The following is a 19,212-nucleotide window of genomic DNA, read 5'->3' on the forward strand; positions in this document are numbered from 1 at the left end:
CCGCTGAAGCGCCCGGAGTCACCGGCGCGTTCACTCCGCCACCACCCCGGGGATCTGCAGCACCGTCTACGCCCCGCCTGCTGCCAGGCCTGTCTGACGGGTTACCCGGCGTGGAAGCCGGCCCGTCACTGCTGTCGGCCCCGTCTGTGGTGCCATTATCCGTTCCGGTACCGGCATCATTCTTCGACACGGACCGCCCTGCAGTCTGCCTGTCGGTNGTGGTGCCATTATCCGTTCCGGTACCGGCATCATTCTTCGACACGGACCGCCCTGCAGTCTGCCTGTCGGTTTGAGAGCCCTGTCCTGCTGTGTTATTCCTGTCCGCTGAAGCCAGACCGCCATCCGGGACATCATACTGCTCTGGACCTTCATTTTTCATATCATCGGCATTTATATTCTTAAAGGCCCGTTTTTTCAGCCGACCGTCTATGACATCATCTGTTTGAGATGATGCACCCTGGGGTTGAGGGTTTTCTTTCCCTCTATCTACATTAACTTCCGCGTCTTTAGGACTCGCAGTAGTATTATTTATATTTACGGTACTAACAGGCGCATAATTAACATAAATTATCGGCTGTTGGGGCTGTTGGGGCTGAGTGGGAGAAGGTTCTGTTGGGTCCACAGTTTTTGCTGTAGGTGAGACAGGATCAGCACCATTTTTCTCAAGCCCTTTTAGTAAATCAAGGACAAGAAGTTCATGCCCTAATCTTGATTGCATCGCCTCAAAAGGATCCAAATTTGATTGATTCGTTTGATTCCACATTTCTTGATGCTGTTCAAATGATGATCGAAATATATCCCCGATGGGATCACCATTTATCAATTTATCAGGTTCAAAAGTGGCGACGTGGCCTAAAATACGTTTTGATAGCTGCTCATTGAAACTGAACACCACCCCCTTTGAAGGCTTATTTAACATAGCGATTTCATTACAGGCTTTATTTAATTCCTTTAATTTATTCTTGCCAGAGCCATTAGACTTCATTGATCCTGCAGCATAAGAGTCCATACCAAAACCGTCAGCAGCAATAATTTTAATAAACTTATTCGACAGATCATCAAGGGTTTTTAATACTTCGTCATTATTAACCAGATTATCATTCTTAATCTCTTTACGCAGAATTAAAAAAAATTCGAAACGTTTACGCGCTGTATCACTTTGATTAGTATCTGTATAATATCTTTTGAGAGCTTTATCAACGTGTGAATTTTTTTTACTACTACCATTACGTACATCTTCTAGAGCAGTATTTAATTTTTCTGTGTAAAAAGTGTGTGATGATGGCAATTCCTCTCGGCATTCTTCACTTTTATCAGTTCCTGCTGCTACGTGCGGAGATTTTGTCTGATGCGGGCCATAAACATTTGAAAAATTTTGTTTCTGAATATTTATATGTTCAATGCCCTCAGATATGTGCTTGACTAAATCATTCTTATTGGCATTTGAGGCGGCAGGTGATTTATTAGTTATGAGCGTATTGCTTACACCATTAAGCCCCTCACTTAATAAGGTAGAATTAGCTCCATAATGTTGGACTTTTGGGATGAGTACTTTTGTACTTGCGTCAGCTATTTTTGTCATTTACCTCTCCCCTATTAAATATTAAAGAACGACTTATCAGATTCCAATAAAGATGAAATAGTACCACTCAACACCTTGACTAAATTATCAAAGGTGGAGTTAGCATTAGAATATTTTTGCGTCAGGGTCTGCATTGCAGTTTGTATACTGTCTTTTTGCATATCAAAACCACTTTGCCAGGCGGCCCATTGAGCAGAATTGCACTTCATGTCCTCCCATGAATGGCTATAACCTGGCAACGTCTTTTTTATATTTTCCAAAGGTAACACATCGATGTGAACAATATAACTTCCATCTGCAAGTCGTGTAACACTTTTATCCGAATTAAGACCCATTTCTTTTGCCCATGCCTCACATTCTTCTTTATCACCACCAATCACTGCGTTGCCGCTTTGTACAGGATATAAAGTTGTTGCGGAAGAAGGCACTTTATACTTATTGATTAGTTTATCAAGTTCTGCAGCAAAGGCTGCGGTTTTGAGAATTGTTTTATCGCCATCTGCTTTGATGAATTGACTGAGCTTAGACATGAAATCAGAAAAGTCACTGTAAAATTCAGCATTTTTCTCAACCGCCTGCTGGAAGACATCGAGATAATCTTCTCCCATGGCCCCGATAGAATCAGCTACGGAATCACATATTTCCCAACTTGAAGAGGGACCGGGCCGTTCTGCCTTAACCATAGAACTCAAACTGTCAGGCCGATATAGTGGATCGTTCGTTTCATCAGGCGCCGACCGAACAGGATCAAACTTTCGTAGGTTTTGACCAAAGCTAAGCGCATCTGTAGATGTAGTAAGAGGTTGGTAAATTTTCAACATGTCTGATGAATAAGGTGATGAAATATCAGAATGCATTAATTTAACTAACGCCTTAAGCACGGTAATTTGTACTTCTCTTTGTTTTTTTTCCAGAGCAAGACTTGCCTTTATGGATTCAAGATCCTGGTGGTTTTTTTTATCCAGAGATGTACGTGCCGTTCCTGTGCGAGGAACATCTCTTAGTAGAATCTCTGACTCTTTATTTGATGTAATATTGATTTTGTCTGATGATTTTTCTGAAGTGGCATGAGCTGAATAAGAGAAGCCGGACTGTATTTTCATGATTTTTTCTCGAAAAAAGCCCCCTGCATGAGCAAAAGGCTGCCTTAGTAGGTAAGGGAAAATAGGCTATCCTTTGATGTTACTAGCCATTGCACTGATGGTATTGGAATTATTTTGAGCCACCTGTGACCACATTTCCATCAGCAATGCTCTGAACTGCATTGAAAATTGCGCACGGCGCTCATCAGCTTCTTTAGCGGCTTGATAGATAGCTTGATCTGTGCTGGACAAGCTGGCTTTAGCTTCAGCCTCTGCTTTGGCAACGTGACTATTCGCAGTGACAAGCCCGGCACTATTATTTCCAACCTGACCTGTCGCCATCCCAATACTCGCTTGATTATTGGCATCGTTCATTCGTAGCTGTAACTGTAAATCATGGGCTGCGGCATTGAATGCCAAATTGTCCGAAGTGTTTTTCAGAATCTTTGTATCTGATGCTAATGAAGTATCCGTTTTAGCAATTTTTGATGGAACAGTTTGATTTTCTAGCTTTGTCGCTTCGCGCTTAAGCTCGTTTGATTTATTCCCGTGTACTTTAATTGCATCATTCTTAGCGTTAGAAGCTTTAATCTGAAAACCAGTTGATAATGCGGTTGAGGTAATACCCACAGCGCTCTGCGTTAGAGCCGCGTTCTTGCTAATCTGGCCACCATCAACGATAGCCGAAGCACCGTTCTCCGCCTGTTTTCGGGCCATCTCATTATTCGCATTAGCTTGATTAGTAATACTTTGTGTATTCTTAAGCTCGGTCGCAAAAATAACCTGGATCAAATCCACCACTCTTCCGGTGAAACCGTTAGCAAGCGCTGAAATATTTATTTTAGATTTTTCGGATAATTCTTTAACGTCATTCTGCATAGTCTCAATTATTTGATCTCTCCTCTGCTGAGGTAAATTTGCGAATGAAGGTAGTAACTGTGAAAGTTGTTTATCCAGCAAAACTGGGTCTGCTATTCTCAGAGACTCACGAAGGTCGGGAGCCTCATCAGCCAGTTTATTGATATTTTCAATATTATTTACGGCAGCCCTGATAATAGAGTCTACGGACTCCTTAGATACATCATTTTTAAAGCCACCCTTACCTACTGGAACCGTTTCGTTACTTAATCGTGAAGGTTGCACATGGACGTCATAGCCTGGGACTGTTACTTTCATATTAGCTTCAGATATAAAACTCATATTATTTTCCTTATTAATTAATGCTAAGCTTTTATATTTCTCACTATGGAGCGGCTTGAAGAATCTGCATTCTGCAAGCTATGATTAAGCTGTTGCCCTACCGATTGAATGAGCTTTTGATCTTCTCGGAAGCGGGAAAAAATTGTAGACAACAAGTCGCGTAAAATTTTTACATCACTATTAGCAAGCTGAAATTGCGCTAATGCTTTAGAAGCTTCGAAACGAATATTAGCAATATTAATATTCATGCCGTACTGAACAATAGCATTTGAGCCTTCCACTCCAGTGCGAAGCATATTAATATGATTTAAATTGATCTCAGCCAAATTTCGCATTACTCCCGAATCGCTACTTTTTAATACTCCAGTAATATTTTTTGTGACCTGTTCAGAAATCTTATCAATTTTTTTTGTAATCTCTGAGGTAAGCTTATTGATCTCTTTTGCAGCCGCTTTCCCCGCGTTGCTCAGTGCGGAGGTGCCTTGTTTTGCAGCGTTTCTGACAATTTTGGGGATGATTTTTTTAATAACTTTCGCAATAGCACTTTTTATCGCCTGCATAATTGCAGAAGTCATTGCCTGGGTCATTTTTTCGATCAAGAATTTCGCTGCACTTTTAGCAACAAGTGCGATAGCTACAATAGCTGCAATCGCAACCGCTGCCGTCACGATGGTATGAATAGTGTCCATCATATTCGCGCCTGTTGCCTGATCAATGGCCTTTAACAGCAGCCCAATTGGGGTGGAATCAAAAATCTTTGAAACGATATCTCCCAGGAAATTCATCAGAGGCATGAGAACATGTTCCATCAATGGGTTCATAATCATTCCAGTAAGAGATTGCCCGCTGATGGCCTCAACAATAGGGTCAGCGATCATTAATGCAATGCCAACTGCCATTAAAGCCGTTCCACCTCCGCCGAATAATGTAGTTATCGCTCCCAGAGCGATGGCAATACCGCCAAGAATTTTACCAATACAACCGGCCATTTTTTGTGCTTCTTCAGCCTTACGAACCTGCTCTTCGTACTCATCAGATTTACGCTTCATTTCAGCCTGACGAGCTTGCATCTGAATGCGGTTCATTTCGAGATCGCTTTGCAGCTTATCCGAAGCAGATTCATCCATTTTCATGATGAATTCGGTAAGCAACATGATCATGATGGAAGTGCGAGTCATTGCCTTTTCCGATTGTGCCATTGCGGTACTGACCGGGCTCGCGGCGGGCAAAATAATATCGGCGTACTCTTTATTCATCTCGGCCGTTTTAGCATTAATGACATCAATAACTTTTTGTCCGGCCTCCAGGGCTTTCCGCGTTTTATTTTCGGCGACAACGAGAATGTTTTTTGCTTCAGCTACAGTATCAGACGCTTTGGCGACCTGTTTTTCCGCATTGGCGATATCGTCAGGGCTGGCATCTTTGTCATTCTGAAGATTACTAAGATTTTTTTTCGCTTCACTTAGCTTTTCATTAGCGTCACTCCACTGCGCTTGCGCACTACTTTCATTTTCCTTTGCTGTAATGATGTTTTTTTCACATGCATCGAATTCTTGATGCAGGCTATTCAGATATTCTGACATTTCATGTGCTTTATGGATTTTCGCCTCTGACTGAGCTAAAAATACTGCTAACGCATTAGCCAGCTTATCCTGATCCATATTATCGCTGAGTGACTGGTAGCGAGCCATTGCCAATAGCACCTGAGCCTTATTCGTCAGCCGACCTTCGGAAGGTCTAAGAACGGGCTGTTCATTATCATCCTCAATACTGCGGTCATAGTCTTCAGAAATACTTTTCGCTAACGCCTCCAGTTTTTTTTCCTGGGCTTTAATATGTAATCTCATCCCATTTGAAGGCGAAATATGTGTTTTATTAATCACCAAACTGTCAAGCAAAGGAGCAGCCTTAGGGAGTTCATTGGCCAGGCCTGCCGTTTTAGAAAAGCTCAGATCCATATTTTGTCCTTAATATCGTTGCTAGATATTTTCTTCGTAAATTTCCGTATTTTCATCTCGCTGGAGATCATCCTTGTTCAGTCGGATGGTATCCATGTAGATTTTTGCTTTTGTCACCAGTTTTTCATCGGGGCAACGCTGGCAAATAATATCAAAGCATTGCAGGGCTTTAACTACATTACCCATTAATAACTGGCACTGACCTGAATAATAAACAGGGTTAAAATCAGTTTCAGCCATAACATAAGCAAGAGAGTAGAAATCACAAGCCTTAATATAATTTTTCTTTAACTGGTTAACAGCACCAAGACCGATAAAATAATCTGGATTCTTCAGGTCATACATACAAAGAAAGTTGAAAAAATTCTCCGCCTCATCAAGGCGCCCCTCTTTATAATATTGGTAAGCATGTGCATAGATATTTTCCATTACATCATTCGGAATCCCGTGAATTTCACGTAATGTTGCACCATGCTCCATTGTCGCCGTCATGATTAGCTCAGCTTCTTTTTCAGTGATATTACCCTTCATCGTGCTCATCTTTCTCTCCCAGGTAGGGCCACCTCAAGCCTTGATGACCTCATTAAACCATGCATGTGTTATATGTTCTCATAGATAACGCTCATTTATTCTCTTCGTGATCCGGTTGGAGGTGCTCATTTACCCAGGCATTTTCTACCTGCTCAAGCCAAATCAAGATGTCAATGACCTCATCCAGTTCTTCCAGACTTACAAAAGAATATCTGCGATGTGATTTCAGTATACGTCGCGCCAGTTTAACGTTCTCCACCACCGGTACCCCCACTTTCTCAGCGTAGGCACGTACTGCAAGTGCCCGCTGATTCTTCTCCAGTACCGAGATAAAAGGTATACCCACTACATCCCTATTCATATAGATGCCCACGGCGATATGAGTGGGGTTAGCGATAATAACTTTGGAATTATTAATATCAGATTTAACCTGTTCAGAAAGCAATTCCATATGAAGTTCTTTACGTCTGGCTTTGATTTCCGGATCACCATCCTGTTCTTTGTATTCTCTTTTTACCTCCTGCTTTTCCATTTTGAGATCTTTGATATGTAGAAAGTATTCTGCCAGGGCATCCAGAATTAACACCAATAGCGCACAGCTCAGGCACAATTCAACTAACGAGCTAAAGAGTTCACCCCATACAGGTAGAATATGCCGAGCAGTGCCGTTAACTTGAGAAAATATAGTAGACTTATTATTATTCCAGAATATGCTGGCGGCTGCGATAAAGCTTGTCAGGAACAGCGATGATTTAATAACGTCTTTAGCTGTTCGAAGGCTAAATAATTTCTTAAATCCATTGACAGGGTTTAGCGCACCAAAGTTGATTTTTAGTGCCTTACTGGCAAGCATAAATCCAGTTTGTAACAGAGTGGGCAAAGCTGACGCAGCCACACATAATATAAGAAATGGTAGGAATATTTTAACACCTGTCCACAGTACAGCCCGTGCATAACTTTCCATGTTATTCGTAAAGTTGTTTTCAATAATGCGGCGCCAAAAAAGCATAAGCTCCATAACATCAGAGAAATTAACAAGATACTGCACGCCAACCAGAATGAGGCAGGATATAATTAGATCTTTACTTTTGAAAGATTGCCCCTTCTTTGCGGCATCCTTTTTCTTTTTAGGGGTTGGTTTTTCTGTTTTACTCCCGGCCATTAATCTCTCCTCATAATAAGAATCTTTCAGCTTATTAGAAAATTTTACCTGACCAGCCAGTTAGCGTATCAGGGAGCAATTCCAACAATATAATTTTCCCCGGCAATACTGGTGTGAAATAGATAAGTAATAAAAAGAAAGCAATTATACTCTTCACCGTCAGTGCCAACGCAAACGCATTTAACTGGGGAGCAAATCGTGCCAGCAGTCCCAGACATAATTCCGAAAGTAAAAAAACAACAATGAGTGGACTGGCCAGAATAAAGGCATTCCTGACCATCAAACTCAGGAATTCCAATACAACATTAAGGGCTGGCATACTTAATTGGTAGGGTTCCCACAGTAGATAACTCTTTTCAAATACTTCTAGCATGATAAGTAAGCCACCATTTTGTAATACCACCACGGCAGCAAACAAATTAAAAAAGTTGGCCAGCTCAGAAGTATCGACACCCGATAAGGGATCGATACTACTACTCAAAGTCGCTCCTCGTTGGTTATCAATAAAACTACCTGCTGCATGTAACACCCAACATGGCAGACAGAGGAAAAAGGCAATGATAAGACCTACGGCCAGCTCTTTTCCGATGAGGGTTAAAAACCAAATATTATCATAATCAGCAACAGGCCCCCCGGCATGTGGCCACAATCCAACACCCACGAGCATCGCCACGGGCAGCCTGATTGCACCCGTCAATGTATTAGTATTGAAGAAAGGCAATAAAATAAAAGCGGGCATTAGTCGGGCGGAGACCATTGCCATTTCGTATAGCCAGGTATGTACATTAAAAAATAATGCAGTAGACATCTTTAACGAACCAATGCCATGCGGATTACCTCACGTGAAAAACTCACCAGCACATCGCCATACCAGCCCGCGACCAGAAACAAACATAAGGTCACGCTTAATAGTTTCAGACCAAAGGGCAGCGTTTGCTCCTGCAGTTGTGTGACCGTCTGAAAAAGGCCAACTAAAAGTCCTACTATCGTCGCAACCCCTATGGGTAAAGCGGAAAGCATCAATATCAGATAGAGCGCTTTATTGCCTGCAAAAGTAATTTCGTTCATAGTTTAGTCCGACTTATCAGGAGGCCAGCTCTATATACTGCAGTATTAGGCCTTTTGATAATAAGGTCCAACCATCCAGCACGACGAAAAGCACAAGCTTAATAGGCACAGAAATAGTTACCGGACTCATCATCATCATCCCCAGAGCCAGTAATATACTGGAAATCAGCAGGTCAATAACGACAAAAGGTAAATAGAGATAAAATCCTATTTTGAAAGCACTCTTTATTTCGCTTAAGGCATATGCTGGTAGCAAAGAAAGAATAGACGCTCGCTGCTCTTCCTCAGCAGTCCCATTTTCCTGGCTATCGCGTTGACGTTGCACGTGTTCAAAGAAATTAACAAGCTCAGGATCGGAATGTTTTTCCAAATAATTACGATAGCTGTCCAACCCATGTTCAATAAAATAGGCCATAGACTGCGGATTATCCACATCCTTTCCTGAATGCTGATACTCTTCATAGCCATTTTTGACCACGGGCATCATGACGAAAAACGCAAGAACCAGGGCAATGCCGTTCAACGTCATATTCGATGGGATCTGCTGCAATCCCAGCGCATTACGTACCATGACAAATACAATAGAGAACTTAATATAACATGTACCACACGCGATGATAAAAGGGAGCAGCGTAGAGAATGCCAGCAGCGCTATAAGTGAGATATCATTACCTTGAACCATCACTGGCCTCTTGATAAAGCTCTTTAATTTCAACTCCCATGCGATCTTCGATCCAAACCAGTTCACCGCGGGCAATCGCGGCGCCGTTCGCAGTGATTGTTACATTCTTTTCAGCATCTATTTGGCAAGGCAGCACTTCACCCTGATATAACGATTCAAGCTGGCTAATGGAAAGTTTTTTTTGTTGCAGAACAAACCCCAGCCGAACTGATATTTTGTCGCAGGGAATGAGTCTTTCTGAATCGCTATTAACGGATTCATCACCCAACGCCTCTTCCTCATATGCATCAGAAAGCATTTCCTCATTATCCTCTTTAAACATAAAACCTTCCTCACCGTAGACAAAACTGCCTATTACAGCCTGGTTATTAATAATTAAATTTTTTTTAATGCTAATGAGTAGCAAATCACCCTGATGCACCTGTCTTAGCAGGGCAACGGAGATAGCGCTATGCCCTATCTCAAACTGGATATCAACAGGTACGTAGTCTAATAATATCCGTTCCTGCTCGTTTATAATGGGTGTAAACCTGGGCATTTTGCTGATCCACACGCGGCCTTGCGGGGTCAATAATGAATACATTGAATTGACTATTTGCGTGTTATCAATATTCCCTTTACTTTCCATTCGTTGATAGTCAAGTTCGGCAGGTAATCCTTCAAGAGGGCGTTCACAGCTGATGAACAGGGTTTCAAGTTGGTTCACAGACCAACAGCGACTTGCCATTTTTGCACTCTGTGGCATTACGCTTGCAAACCAGCTTTGAAGATCTATGATCCCCTCCCACCCCGTATCGCTAGTAAACTGGAACAAACGTTTTCCCGGCGGCATATTCTGCTGAACTTTAAATCCCTCTTTTACCCAGGCTAAAATCTGCTGACGCCCTAATAGCTTATTAGTTGAATAGTGGCGAAAGTGATGTCTGATCACGTTTGTTCCTCATCCGGTTGAGGTTGCTTAGGCGTACGTTGTGATTGCTCATGTTCATCGTCAAAAATCCATTCAGGCTGACCATGATGCTGTCCACCCTGGTCAGACAGCCGTTGATGTACGAGCGTGTCAGAAGGATGTAATACAATAGGTAAACCCTGATTGCTATTAATCTGGACGTTAACCTGATGGCCTTTCCCCCAATCCGAGAAGGTATAAGTCAGTTTACTGTTTCCCGACCCCTCATTTACCCCGGAAGGAGTATCAGCAACCCGTGGGGTTTCAACCATTCTGCCCCATGAAGCGGCATCCTTTGCCACATCCGTCTGCTTAAGAACTTTTTCCTGTACTGGGTCATTGACTCGCTGGGACAGGGCAGATGTATTACCCGATAGGTGGTGTAGCAAATTCTCCCTCTCAGAATGTCCTTTCCTGTCACGGGTTTGCGGCACTACTCTGTTTTCGGCAGCTTCAACTTTTTTTGTGACAGGTTCATCTCTTATTGATGACGAAGCTAAACTAACCTGCGAAGGATGCAGAGATGTTCCGTTCGCTGCCTTTATAGCGTCTGATCGGTCTGTGACAGACTGGGGTTGCTTTTTCTGCTCCGGGTTAATCATTATCCGGTCATGCAAAAGGCCCGTAGTCGTTTTTTTCTTTTCAGTCTCCATCACTGTAATGCCGTTGCTTTTTGGACTAGTCTCAGCGTTTTCTTGTAAGCGCAGAATCCTGGATAGCATTGGGTTATGCGCCTGTTTAGCCCTGATCACAGCCAATGTCCCGCCCTGCTGAGATAAAGAGGCCTCCCTGACCTCACGCTGCGGTGGTAGGTCTACGTGCTGAAGCACAGGCAAGACAGTTTTTTTGCTGGCACTGCCTTTTAGTTTTCTCTTGACGATGTCATCCAGACTTTTTGAAACCGTCTCGCCTGCTTTCTCCTGAAAACTGCTATCCGTAGTTTTGACACTATTCACCGTAGCCATGAAATCCTCTCTTCTGTTTCAGACTCTTCAATTCGTGCATCTTTGAGACGTTTTTTGTGACGCTCGGTTGTATGCAGATAACTGTATTTATCCTTCTTCCTAATCAGGGATTTTCTTTTGTCAGAAAGTTCGACTTTTTCCTGCTGGCAGGCTTCAAGTTCAAGCGAAATCTGAGCCTTCTGCATTTTCATATCTGCCAGTTTTCTCTTAATCCCCCCCTGACGACGCTGAATAGATAGCAACTGCTCCCTGGTCAACTCCCCCGTCGGGTAAAGGCTACGGCTAAGGTTAACCAGTGCTATCATTTCTTCTCTAATAGAATCAATGCGCGTAGTTATGGTACGGTGCTCACTCTCATTTCTGGCAAGGAGGAGGTCGTTCATTTCAATTTTTAATTCTGAACGAACCATTAAATTTTTAATATTAAGACGCAAGGTGTGCTAACTCCTGCATAATATCGCTAAAATCCGCATGCTCATCGCCTTTTTGATTTAACCACGCGAGTACGGCATCACGCTTAGCCATTGCGCGATCGTTTTCCTTATTTTCTCCCGGATGGTATTCACCTAAATCTATAAATATTTGGAGCTCGGCAAGCTTTGCTAAAACACGGCGTACCTCACCCGCCAGACGTAAATGCTCTGGTTCGCAGACCTGACTAACAACGCGACTAATGCTGCCCAGAATATCTATTGCTGGATAATGATTCTGTGCAGCTAATTTCCGGCTCAAATAGATGTGCCCATCAAGTATGGAGCGAATCTCATCGGCAATCGGATCGGGTTCATCATCACTTTCAAGTAAAATTGTGAACCATGCCGTAATACTTCCAGAGTGCGTACAACCTGGCCGCTCGAGTAACCTGGGTAAGGAGTCAAATACCGAAGCAGGGTAGCCGCGCCGCGCCGGAGATTCCCCCGCAGCCAGCGCTACATCTCGCAATGCTCTGGCATACCGGGTTATAGAGTCAAAGAATAACACCACGCTCAAACCAGCATCACGGAAATACTCTGCAACTGTGGTAGCCACGAGCGCTGCGTTGCAACGGTCAAGTGATGAATAATCAGACGTTGCATAGACCAGAATGCATTTCTGCTGACGACCCGACTGACGCAAGGTTTCGGTAAATTCAGTAACTTCTCGCCCACGCTCGCCGATCAAAGCGATAACAAAGACATCCGCATCCGAGTGCTCAATCAGCATGTGCATGAGGGTTGTTTTGCCACAGCCCGCTGAAGCAAAGATCCCGATCCTCTGGCCGATACCGCAGGTAATCAGTCCATCAATAGCACGTATTCCAGTGTAAAAGGGCTGACGAATGCCGACGCGATCCTGGTACGAAGGAGGTGGTGAATCTATTGGTCTGATTTCAGTAACGAATCTCCCTGCATTATTCGCAAAACGCTCCACAATCCGGCCCGAAGGATCCAGTACACAACCCAGTAAGTCCGGGCTAAGTATTACGGAGAGTCCTGATCCTGTTGGGCTGATAATTGCCTCGCGGGAAAGGCCTTTTGAGGTACCAATCAGGCTCAAAATGGTACGTTCGCCATTAAACCCTAGTACCTGGGCACGAGCCACAACCGCTGACTGACTCCAGCTTTCGCGGATTTCACAAAGCTCCCCCACTTTCACATGAGGTAACACGGCTTCAATAAGAGGACCTGAAAGCCGTAATGGGTGAGCCTGATGCCGTAATAACGCCCGCGTTGCCATTACCGAATGATCCCCAGAAATGCTTCCTGCTGAGTGAAAAATTCATCTAACGCTTCTGCAAAACGTGAGCTGTTTTCCAGAAAGTTTGGATGCACCATCCCTTTAAGTTCGATATAACCTTCATTTAAAGAAATATGAAGCTGACCGGTGATTGAGAATTGACATCCCTCTATCATTTTTTCAAGGAGAGCACTCGCTTTATATTGCATAATGCTGTCGCTAACTTCACAAAGCCGTGACCAAATCCAGACATAATTATCATCTACACTAATAAACATGCTTGGATGTTTCTCAAAATCGAGGGAAATTGTTGAATGGCTATCAAAATCACCTAGTAAGGATTCATCGCATCCATTTTCAAGTAAAGCCCCGCGAATCAATGAAACAATGTCCGTATACATTTTTTACTCCCTATTAAATAGTTTTAATAACACTAATTGATACTGTATCGGTTACCTCACCAAAAGACATAACCTCAAGATCTTTAAATCGCGCTTCTAAAAATCTTTTTAGAAAACGCCTGATATCAACGGAAGACAGAACGACAAGATCGAGACATGAAATTGTCACACTTTCCATAGCAAGTGAAAACTTATCCATAAGCTCGTCAGCGACTGCTGGCTCCAGATTGAGAAATGTTCCTGTAGAGGTATTCCTGATCCCCTGCCTGATTTTCTCTTCAAAATCACTCGAAAGCATGATTACACGTAATGTGCTTCCCGCCGAGAACTTATGGCAAATGTATCGAGCCAGCGCTCCTCGAATATGTTCAACCAGCGAAATAACATCCTTCTCTCGCGGAGCCCATAGCGCAATAGCTTCCATAATAAGTTTCATGTTACGCACGGAAATACGTTCACTTAGCAAGCGCTGTAATACCTCAGAAATTCTTTGTATGGTGGCATGCCGCATCACCTCTTTCATCAAATCAGGATATTTTTCTTCGAGTTTGTCCAACATATTTTTAGTTTCCTGAACACCAAAATACTCGCCAATATACCTGATCATAATAGCGGAGAACGCGTAGTAAACTTCATCAATACTATTTCGTAATTGGTACCCTAGCGTAGAAAGCGATTTTTTCTGCCCTTTGTCAACCCACACCATATTATCGATTGTGACAAAGGGGATTCCCATGTGCTTCAGTTCGTCAGAACTGTTAACAACCCGACAATGGGTAAATTTTACGCGAAACTGATCGGCCTTTATCTCATTAATCAGGATTATTACCGTGCCTGGTTCAGTGTTGACCGAGGGTTTTAATGTGATTTCAGGAAGATTTATACCGTAATCAATGAAGAACTGGCTGCGATAGCGATCGGTAAGTTTCTCTTTTTCGAAAATAGCTACATCACTTTCGTTGACAAGAATAATTACAGGTACTGTTTCAGATCGAATACTGTCCAGATCAGTTATAAAGCCAAGAGAACTCTCACTGTCGCCCGAGGCTGAATCAGGATCAAAACTACTTTCTACCTGCACGTCTGATTCTCTCTGAGATTTCTTCTTTTTCCAGTACTGATAGTAAAGAATGCTGGTAAGTGACGCAGCTAAAATGAGAAATACGGCAAAAGGAAAACCAGGTAAGCTGCCTATGCCAAGCGCAATGATTGCTCCAATAACCAGCACAGAGGGATTCTTGAAAAGCTGATTTATTATGGTTCGGCCCATATTGTCGCCATCGCCATTAACGCGCGTAACAATAAATCCCGCACCAATAGCAATCAATAATGCAGGTATCTGTGCGACTAAACCATCGCCAATAGTCAGCAAAGTATAAGTAGAAAGCGCGCTTGACATATCCATGCCATGCTGCGACACCCCTACGCTAATTCCCCCGATAAAGTTAATAAAAATAACAATAATACCTGCAATGGCATCTCCTTTGATGAATTTCATTGCTCCATCAAATGAACCATATAACTGACTCTCACGTTCAACCACGCTCCGGCGTTCTGATGCGCCAGCAGCATCAATTGATCCAGCACGCAAATCAGCATCAATGCTCATTTGCTTTCCGGGCATGCCGTCCAGGGAGAAACGTGCCGCCACTTCAGCAACACGCTCCGCGCCTTTGGTGATAACCATAAACTGTACAATGGTGACAATTGAGAAGATGACAAATCCCACCACCAGGTTGTCACCAATCACAAATTGTCCAAAGGTGGCAATGATTTCACCTGCGTCTGCATCATTTAAAATCAGACGACTGGTGCTTACCGACAGCGCTAAACGAAATAATGTCGTTATAAGCAGCACCGAAGGAAAGGTTGAGAAATTCAAAATCCTGTCGATGTAAAATGATGCCAGAAATACCATGATTGAAAGAACCATATTCAACCCGATTAAAAAATCGACCAGATAGGTAGGCAGGGGGATAACCAGCATTGAGATAATAACAACGACCAGCACCAGTATAAATAATTCTGGATGATTTCTTATTTTACTTAAAAATCTATTCATTTATTACGCATCCATTTTAGAATTTATTCTGCTTCCTGGCGACGTTCAATATTCTCTTCAAGCAATGTTTTGTCAGCTATATTTTCAAACGTATTCAGCATAATTTCCCGATTTCCCGGCTCGCTGAAAGCTTCATGCGGGATCCTCTTACAGGCCATGTAAATAGTTTGCAAGAGTTTTGCGCGATCATTTTTCCTGGTAAAACTAAGGTAACCCCCTAATATATCCATCAAAAGTGAACTGACATGACTGGGGTTCTCCAATACACCAAACATGAAATATATCCAGTCACACTCTTCCTTGTTAAAATCACGTATTAAAATGTTATTAACAATATTATTAATAAAGATAATGTCGCATGAACGTATTAGCTTTATCTGACCAATGCGGCCCAAAAGATACCCAAATTCAATATGACTACAGCTTGGATCGGCTGAATCAATATCTGCCAGTACAGCATCTTCCATAAAATTAATAACTATCCCACGCTTTTCTACTCCGTAGAGGCTAATCCACTCCTTATAAAGTTCAATCTCGCCCTCATTACTTTCCAGAAAGTCCCGATAGCTTTCACGCATCAGGGCGGGACTCATCATCAATTTCTTTCCAAACAAACGCGCCTTCAACGCAACGTTGATGCCCGCTTTCAAGCGTTTGGGATTTGCCTCTTTTTCTACCTGAGAGAGAAGATTTTTGAGTCGCTTACGGACAATTTCATCGAGATTTTTTCGCCGCAGCATCTCGCGCAGAACGAGTACAAGATCGCTATCATCAGGAAAAAAAGCTCGCGCCTGGCGAAGTAGATTCTCAATATTGCTTCCTTCAGCACCCTTGAGAATCTTCACCAGCTTATCGAATTTCGGTGCAATGTCCTCATCCAAAACCTGATCGAAGACAGTATCGCCCGAAGCGCCCGATTTTTTGTCATAGTCACGCCGGTTGCGAAACTGCGCCATTGCCGCTGACATTTCATCTGTAGCCTGCGCAAATTTTTGCAACATCGCTGCCGGCGACTCATCCTCAGCGATCTGTACCTCTCCTTCTGAAAGAACATCACGCCGCTCTGTCAGATCTGAGTTCACTTCCATTTCCGTAGAAAGTTTGTCTCTGCGCTGCATATAAAGCTGCATGCCCGCGCCGTCTTTACCTATCCCTAGCGCCATTTTTGACTGTCCAGGTAATTCATCATCCAGTTTTGAAGCTTGTCACTGGCAAAATCATTCTTCATCTCGCCGACCAGGGTGCTTGCGTCCGGACTGAGAGGAGCTTCTATCTCACGTGGCTGAATCAGGAAAACGCGCACCATGTTCGACGTCCTGTCTCGCGAGTAGCGGAAAAGCTTTCCGACCCAGGGGAGATCGCCCAGTAAGGGAATTTTTCCCTCAACCCTGGTATCTTCATCACGCGTATACCCCCCGATCAGCAAACTTTTACCCCTGGGTACCCTGGCAACAGTACTGATATTCGTGCGGCCTACCTCCGGTAAATCACCCACTTTGACCTGCGCGTTATCGTACTGATTGCCATCTTCGACGTTCAACATCATCTCAACCTCGCCGTTTGCAGTGAAACGAGGAAGTACACTGACCAGGGTGCCGTAAGTCACACTTTCAAGCTGTGCGGTACGCTCTCCCACCAGTTTAGAATAGAAGGTACGACTATTATCAAATATGGCAGGAATATTTTCCTGGGTAAGTAGCATGGGCCGAGACACAATATTCGCCAGGTTTTTCTCACTTAACGCCAGTGCCGTTACCATAAAGCTTGCACCATCTATGGTGCTGGAGCCGCCATTCAATGAAATACCGAGATTCGAACCCACATTGAGATTTCCGGTCCACTGAACACCTAAGTTCTCAAAAGCCTCTTTTTGCAGGTCAACAATCCATACAGAGAGTTCTATATGTCGTTTCTGTTTGTCTAATGAACTTACCAGATTACGAATATAATCAACCTGCTCTGCGCTTCCCCTTACCAAAAGACTGTTCGTTCCTGGGTCAGAAATTATGCTCATACCATTACCCGTTAGCGGGGTTCGGACCTGCCCATCAAGCATCTGAATATCTCTGGCGACCACCGCGTCTACTGAATCAGGAAAATCCTGTAGCCCCATATCATCATATTCAGCCAGCTTCGTTTTTGTGTTCTGAATACGTCCTCCCGAACTCTTACCATTCGTCATGACACGATTAACCACAGAGGATATTCCAGGGATGATGATTTTATCATTCCTGTAACTATATTCCCGGTCTTCAACGAAAGTATTATAAAGAGGTATTACAGCGATATTTTCTCGCCCATCATAACCATCACTTTTTTGATCAAGATACTTAGCTGCATTCGAGATTAAATCGATATAGATCGGTGGCCCTGAAACGTAAAATGTTGAGTTACGCAGATCAGAACGAAGCGGATAACGTGTATCATATAAGCCAGAAGTTTTCAGGAAATCACTAACCACACTGAACGATGTGTTACGCAATACAATGACGGCATTACGAATTTCTGATGCATCGTAAACATAAATAGCCTGACCATCGTTATACCAGATCAAACCAAGCTGATCGGATATAGCCGTAAGTACTCCCTGAGGTTTGGTTATGTCAAACTCGCCGCTAATTTTCTTGCGAACGGCAACTTTACTCAATATAACAGGCTTACGCATGATTGAAGAGATGGCGTCAAATATACCTTTGACGCCCTCTTCCCGCGCGATATAACCCTGTTGATTTTGCTCAGTGGCATAACCGTTTTGCGGCGCGCAAACTACCAGTAAGGCAGCAAATACAATACTCAATCTTATATGCCATTGGGATAGGGTCATGAATCATCTCGCATGTGTAAATTTTTTAATTTTCGCGGAGACACTCCGAATTCTTCCTTTACTTCATTAGAGAAATGAGACAGGGAGGCGTACCCGTGCTTCAACGCGATAGTCGTCAGATTGTTATTTTTACTTTCAATGAGATCCAGTATTGCTCTTACCAGCCTCCAGTCGCGCATTTCTACCTTGGTCGTGTTTCCTAAAGCCTGACGGGCAAGCCGCCGGAAATGGGACACAGATAACCCATAACGTAGGCTAAGGGTACTTATGCGCTGAGTTGAGCTCTCACATGACTCATCCAGCAGAAATTCAACCAGATCGTACCATTCATTATTTCTTAATGCCTCGCTGAATGACTTGATGGAATCAGCGTTTGTCAGTGATTGATTCAGGAAAAAATACTCAATTTCCCTTGTCGTCGGCTGCATACTCAGGTCCGCTGGCAAATAACCATATGTCGCGTTATGGGGTTCTTTTTTATTACTCTGAGCTTTATCAATAAAAACCTGCAGTTTGGACAGGTGAGGGAGATCAAGCATTGTATAAAACAGATTACCCATTTCAAGGGTAAGCATGCAGGGAGTCAATACCAGCATTCCGCCCTCATGCATTTCTATACAAAGTCTTTCTTCTTTGTCTCTTGAATTGATCCTTATATCACACCCAACGTGACCGGCTTTGATAAGCAGCAAAGAGTGACCTGGGAATTCGTAACTCTCCCCAAAAGTTAAGCAATCGCTCTCGATGTTACTTTTCATCACTGTCTCTTTAATAGAACAAATATCATACTTTTAGTATAGATAGTTAAGAGAGTACAATCCTGATGAAATAATGATGAGATACCTATTCAACAGATCTTATTATGTATACAACTTTTATAATAGCGCTAATTTAATAAGAAAAAATAACTTTAGCCCAATGCCTCACCGCCGAAAAAATCCGATAAATCTGGGCCGTTACGGTAACGGCTCCTACTCCCGGGAGGAGAGGTTTACATGGGTCAATGTTAACCATATTAGCTTAGACTTCA

17 protein-coding genes are annotated in these 19,212 nt (G+C 43.1%); all 17 read right to left on the minus strand.

Features of this window, described 5'->3' with window-relative positions:
• Nucleotides 1–1,596 precede the first annotated feature (1,596 nt).
• The 17 genes from A1830_RS22030 to A1830_RS00655 all read right to left on the minus strand — a co-directional run bounded on the left by A1830_RS22030 (nucleotide 1,597) and on the right by A1830_RS00655 (nucleotide 18,940).
• Nucleotides 1,597–2,685, minus strand: coding sequence for an IpaD/SipD/SspD family type III secretion system needle tip protein (locus tag A1830_RS22030; protein ID WP_067700190.1), 1,089 nt, complete (start codon nucleotides 2,683–2,685; stop codon nucleotides 1,597–1,599).
• A 66-nt stretch (nucleotides 2,686–2,751) separates the two neighbouring features.
• Nucleotides 2,752–3,864, minus strand: a complete 1,113-nt coding sequence (locus A1830_RS00580) for a hypothetical protein (RefSeq protein ID WP_067700193.1) — start codon at nucleotides 3,862–3,864, stop codon at nucleotides 2,752–2,754.
• Between the two features lie 23 nt (nucleotides 3,865–3,887).
• Nucleotides 3,888–5,822, minus strand: coding sequence for a type III secretion system translocon subunit SseC family protein (sctE, locus tag A1830_RS00585; RefSeq protein ID WP_067700196.1), 1,935 nt, complete (start codon nucleotides 5,820–5,822; stop codon nucleotides 3,888–3,890).
• Between the two features lie 21 nt (nucleotides 5,823–5,843).
• Nucleotides 5,844–6,362: a type III secretion system translocator chaperone SicA gene (gene sicA / locus A1830_RS00590; protein WP_067700199.1), complete on the minus strand. Its 519-nt coding sequence runs from the start codon at nucleotides 6,360–6,362 to the stop codon at nucleotides 5,844–5,846.
• Between the two features lie 82 nt (nucleotides 6,363–6,444).
• Nucleotides 6,445–7,515 (minus strand): EscU/YscU/HrcU family type III secretion system export apparatus switch protein, encoded by a 1,071-nt coding sequence (locus A1830_RS00595; RefSeq protein WP_067700202.1) that lies wholly within the window; start codon nucleotides 7,513–7,515, stop codon nucleotides 6,445–6,447.
• A 34-nt stretch (nucleotides 7,516–7,549) separates the two neighbouring features.
• Nucleotides 7,550–8,323 carry a type III secretion system export apparatus subunit SctT gene (gene sctT, locus A1830_RS00600; protein ID WP_067700206.1) on the minus strand — a complete coding sequence of 258 codons (774 nt, stop codon included), beginning with the start codon at nucleotides 8,321–8,323 and terminating at the stop codon, nucleotides 7,550–7,552.
• Between the two features lie 2 nt (nucleotides 8,324–8,325).
• A complete protein-coding gene (locus A1830_RS00605) occupies nucleotides 8,326–8,583 on the minus strand; it encodes an EscS/YscS/HrcS family type III secretion system export apparatus protein (protein ID WP_067700209.1) in 258 nt (85 codons plus the stop codon).
• Nucleotides 8,584–8,599: 16 nt separating this feature from the next.
• A complete protein-coding gene (locus tag A1830_RS00610; RefSeq protein ID WP_067700212.1) occupies nucleotides 8,600–9,265 on the minus strand; it encodes an EscR/YscR/HrcR family type III secretion system export apparatus protein in 666 nt (221 codons plus the stop codon).
• A complete protein-coding gene (locus tag A1830_RS00615) occupies nucleotides 9,252–10,196 on the minus strand; it encodes a FliM/FliN family flagellar motor switch protein (protein WP_067700215.1) in 945 nt (314 codons plus the stop codon). The genes A1830_RS00610 and A1830_RS00615 overlap by 14 nt, the downstream gene beginning before the upstream one ends.
• Nucleotides 10,193–11,179, minus strand: a complete 987-nt coding sequence (locus A1830_RS00620) for a SpaN/EivJ family type III secretion system needle length determinant (RefSeq protein WP_067700218.1) — start codon at nucleotides 11,177–11,179, stop codon at nucleotides 10,193–10,195. The genes A1830_RS00615 and A1830_RS00620 overlap by 4 nt, the downstream gene beginning before the upstream one ends.
• Nucleotides 11,167–11,613 (minus strand): hypothetical protein, encoded by a 447-nt coding sequence (locus tag A1830_RS00625; protein ID WP_156484903.1) that lies wholly within the window; start codon nucleotides 11,611–11,613, stop codon nucleotides 11,167–11,169. Before A1830_RS00625 ends, A1830_RS00620 begins: the two co-directional genes overlap by 13 nt.
• Nucleotides 11,603–12,895, minus strand: coding sequence for a type III secretion system ATPase SctN (gene sctN, locus A1830_RS00630; RefSeq protein ID WP_067700224.1), 1,293 nt, complete (start codon nucleotides 12,893–12,895; stop codon nucleotides 11,603–11,605). Before sctN ends, A1830_RS00625 begins: the two co-directional genes overlap by 11 nt.
• Nucleotides 12,895–13,296, minus strand: a complete 402-nt coding sequence (gene spaK, locus A1830_RS00635; RefSeq protein ID WP_067700227.1) for an InvB/SpaK family type III secretion system chaperone — start codon at nucleotides 13,294–13,296, stop codon at nucleotides 12,895–12,897. Before spaK ends, sctN begins: the two co-directional genes overlap by 1 nt.
• A gap of 13 nt (nucleotides 13,297–13,309) precedes the next feature.
• Nucleotides 13,310–15,358: an EscV/YscV/HrcV family type III secretion system export apparatus protein gene (locus A1830_RS00640; RefSeq protein WP_067700230.1), complete on the minus strand. Its 2,049-nt coding sequence runs from the start codon at nucleotides 15,356–15,358 to the stop codon at nucleotides 13,310–13,312.
• A 23-nt stretch (nucleotides 15,359–15,381) separates the two neighbouring features.
• Nucleotides 15,382–16,521 (minus strand): type III secretion system gatekeeper subunit SctW, encoded by a 1,140-nt coding sequence (gene sctW, locus A1830_RS00645; RefSeq protein ID WP_067700233.1) that lies wholly within the window; start codon nucleotides 16,519–16,521, stop codon nucleotides 15,382–15,384.
• A complete protein-coding gene (gene sctC / locus A1830_RS00650; RefSeq protein WP_067700237.1) occupies nucleotides 16,512–18,182 on the minus strand; it encodes a type III secretion system outer membrane ring subunit SctC in 1,671 nt (556 codons plus the stop codon). Before sctC ends, sctW begins: the two co-directional genes overlap by 10 nt.
• Nucleotides 18,179–18,940, minus strand: coding sequence for a helix-turn-helix domain-containing protein (locus tag A1830_RS00655; RefSeq protein WP_082804046.1), 762 nt, complete (start codon nucleotides 18,938–18,940; stop codon nucleotides 18,179–18,181). The genes sctC and A1830_RS00655 overlap by 4 nt, the downstream gene beginning before the upstream one ends.
• Nucleotides 18,941–19,212: the final 272 nt, after the last annotated feature.

Source organism: Erwinia sp. ErVv1 (genome assembly GCF_900068895.1).
GTDB lineage: Bacteria > Pseudomonadota > Gammaproteobacteria > Enterobacterales > Enterobacteriaceae > Erwinia.

Excerpts from the sequence above, each read along its gene's own strand:
- A1830_RS22030 (WP_067700190.1), bottom strand. The coding sequence starts at position 2,685 with ATGAAAATACAGTCCGGCTTCTCTTATTCAGCTCATGCCACTTCAGAA.
- A1830_RS00580 (WP_067700193.1), bottom strand. The coding sequence starts at position 3,864 with ATGAGTTTTATATCTGAAGCTAATATGAAAGTAACAGTCCCAGGCTAT.
- sctE (WP_067700196.1), bottom strand. The coding sequence starts at position 5,822 with ATGGATCTGAGCTTTTCTAAAACGGCAGGCCTGGCCAATGAACTCCCT.
- sicA (WP_067700199.1), bottom strand. The coding sequence starts at position 6,362 with ATGAGCACGATGAAGGGTAATATCACTGAAAAAGAAGCTGAGCTAATC.
- A1830_RS00595 (WP_067700202.1), bottom strand. The coding sequence starts at position 7,515 with ATGGCCGGGAGTAAAACAGAAAAACCAACCCCTAAAAAGAAAAAGGAT.
- sctT (WP_067700206.1), bottom strand. The coding sequence starts at position 8,323 with ATGTCTACTGCATTATTTTTTAATGTACATACCTGGCTATACGAAATG.
- A1830_RS00605 (WP_067700209.1), bottom strand. The coding sequence starts at position 8,583 with ATGAACGAAATTACTTTTGCAGGCAATAAAGCGCTCTATCTGATATTG.
- A1830_RS00610 (WP_067700212.1), bottom strand. The coding sequence starts at position 9,265 with ATGGTTCAAGGTAATGATATCTCACTTATAGCGCTGCTGGCATTCTCT.
- A1830_RS00620 (WP_067700218.1), bottom strand. The coding sequence starts at position 11,179 with ATGGCTACGGTGAATAGTGTCAAAACTACGGATAGCAGTTTTCAGGAG.
- sctN (WP_067700224.1), bottom strand. The coding sequence starts at position 12,895 with ATGGCAACGCGGGCGTTATTACGGCATCAGGCTCACCCATTACGGCTT.
- spaK (WP_067700227.1), bottom strand. The coding sequence starts at position 13,296 with ATGTATACGGACATTGTTTCATTGATTCGCGGGGCTTTACTTGAAAAT.
- A1830_RS00640 (WP_067700230.1), bottom strand. The coding sequence starts at position 15,358 with ATGAATAGATTTTTAAGTAAAATAAGAAATCATCCAGAATTATTTATA.
- sctW (WP_067700233.1), bottom strand. The coding sequence starts at position 16,521 with ATGGCGCTAGGGATAGGTAAAGACGGCGCGGGCATGCAGCTTTATATG.
- sctC (WP_067700237.1), bottom strand. The coding sequence starts at position 18,182 with ATGACCCTATCCCAATGGCATATAAGATTGAGTATTGTATTTGCTGCC.
- A1830_RS00655 (WP_082804046.1), bottom strand. The coding sequence starts at position 18,940 with ATGAAAAGTAACATCGAGAGCGATTGCTTAACTTTTGGGGAGAGTTAC.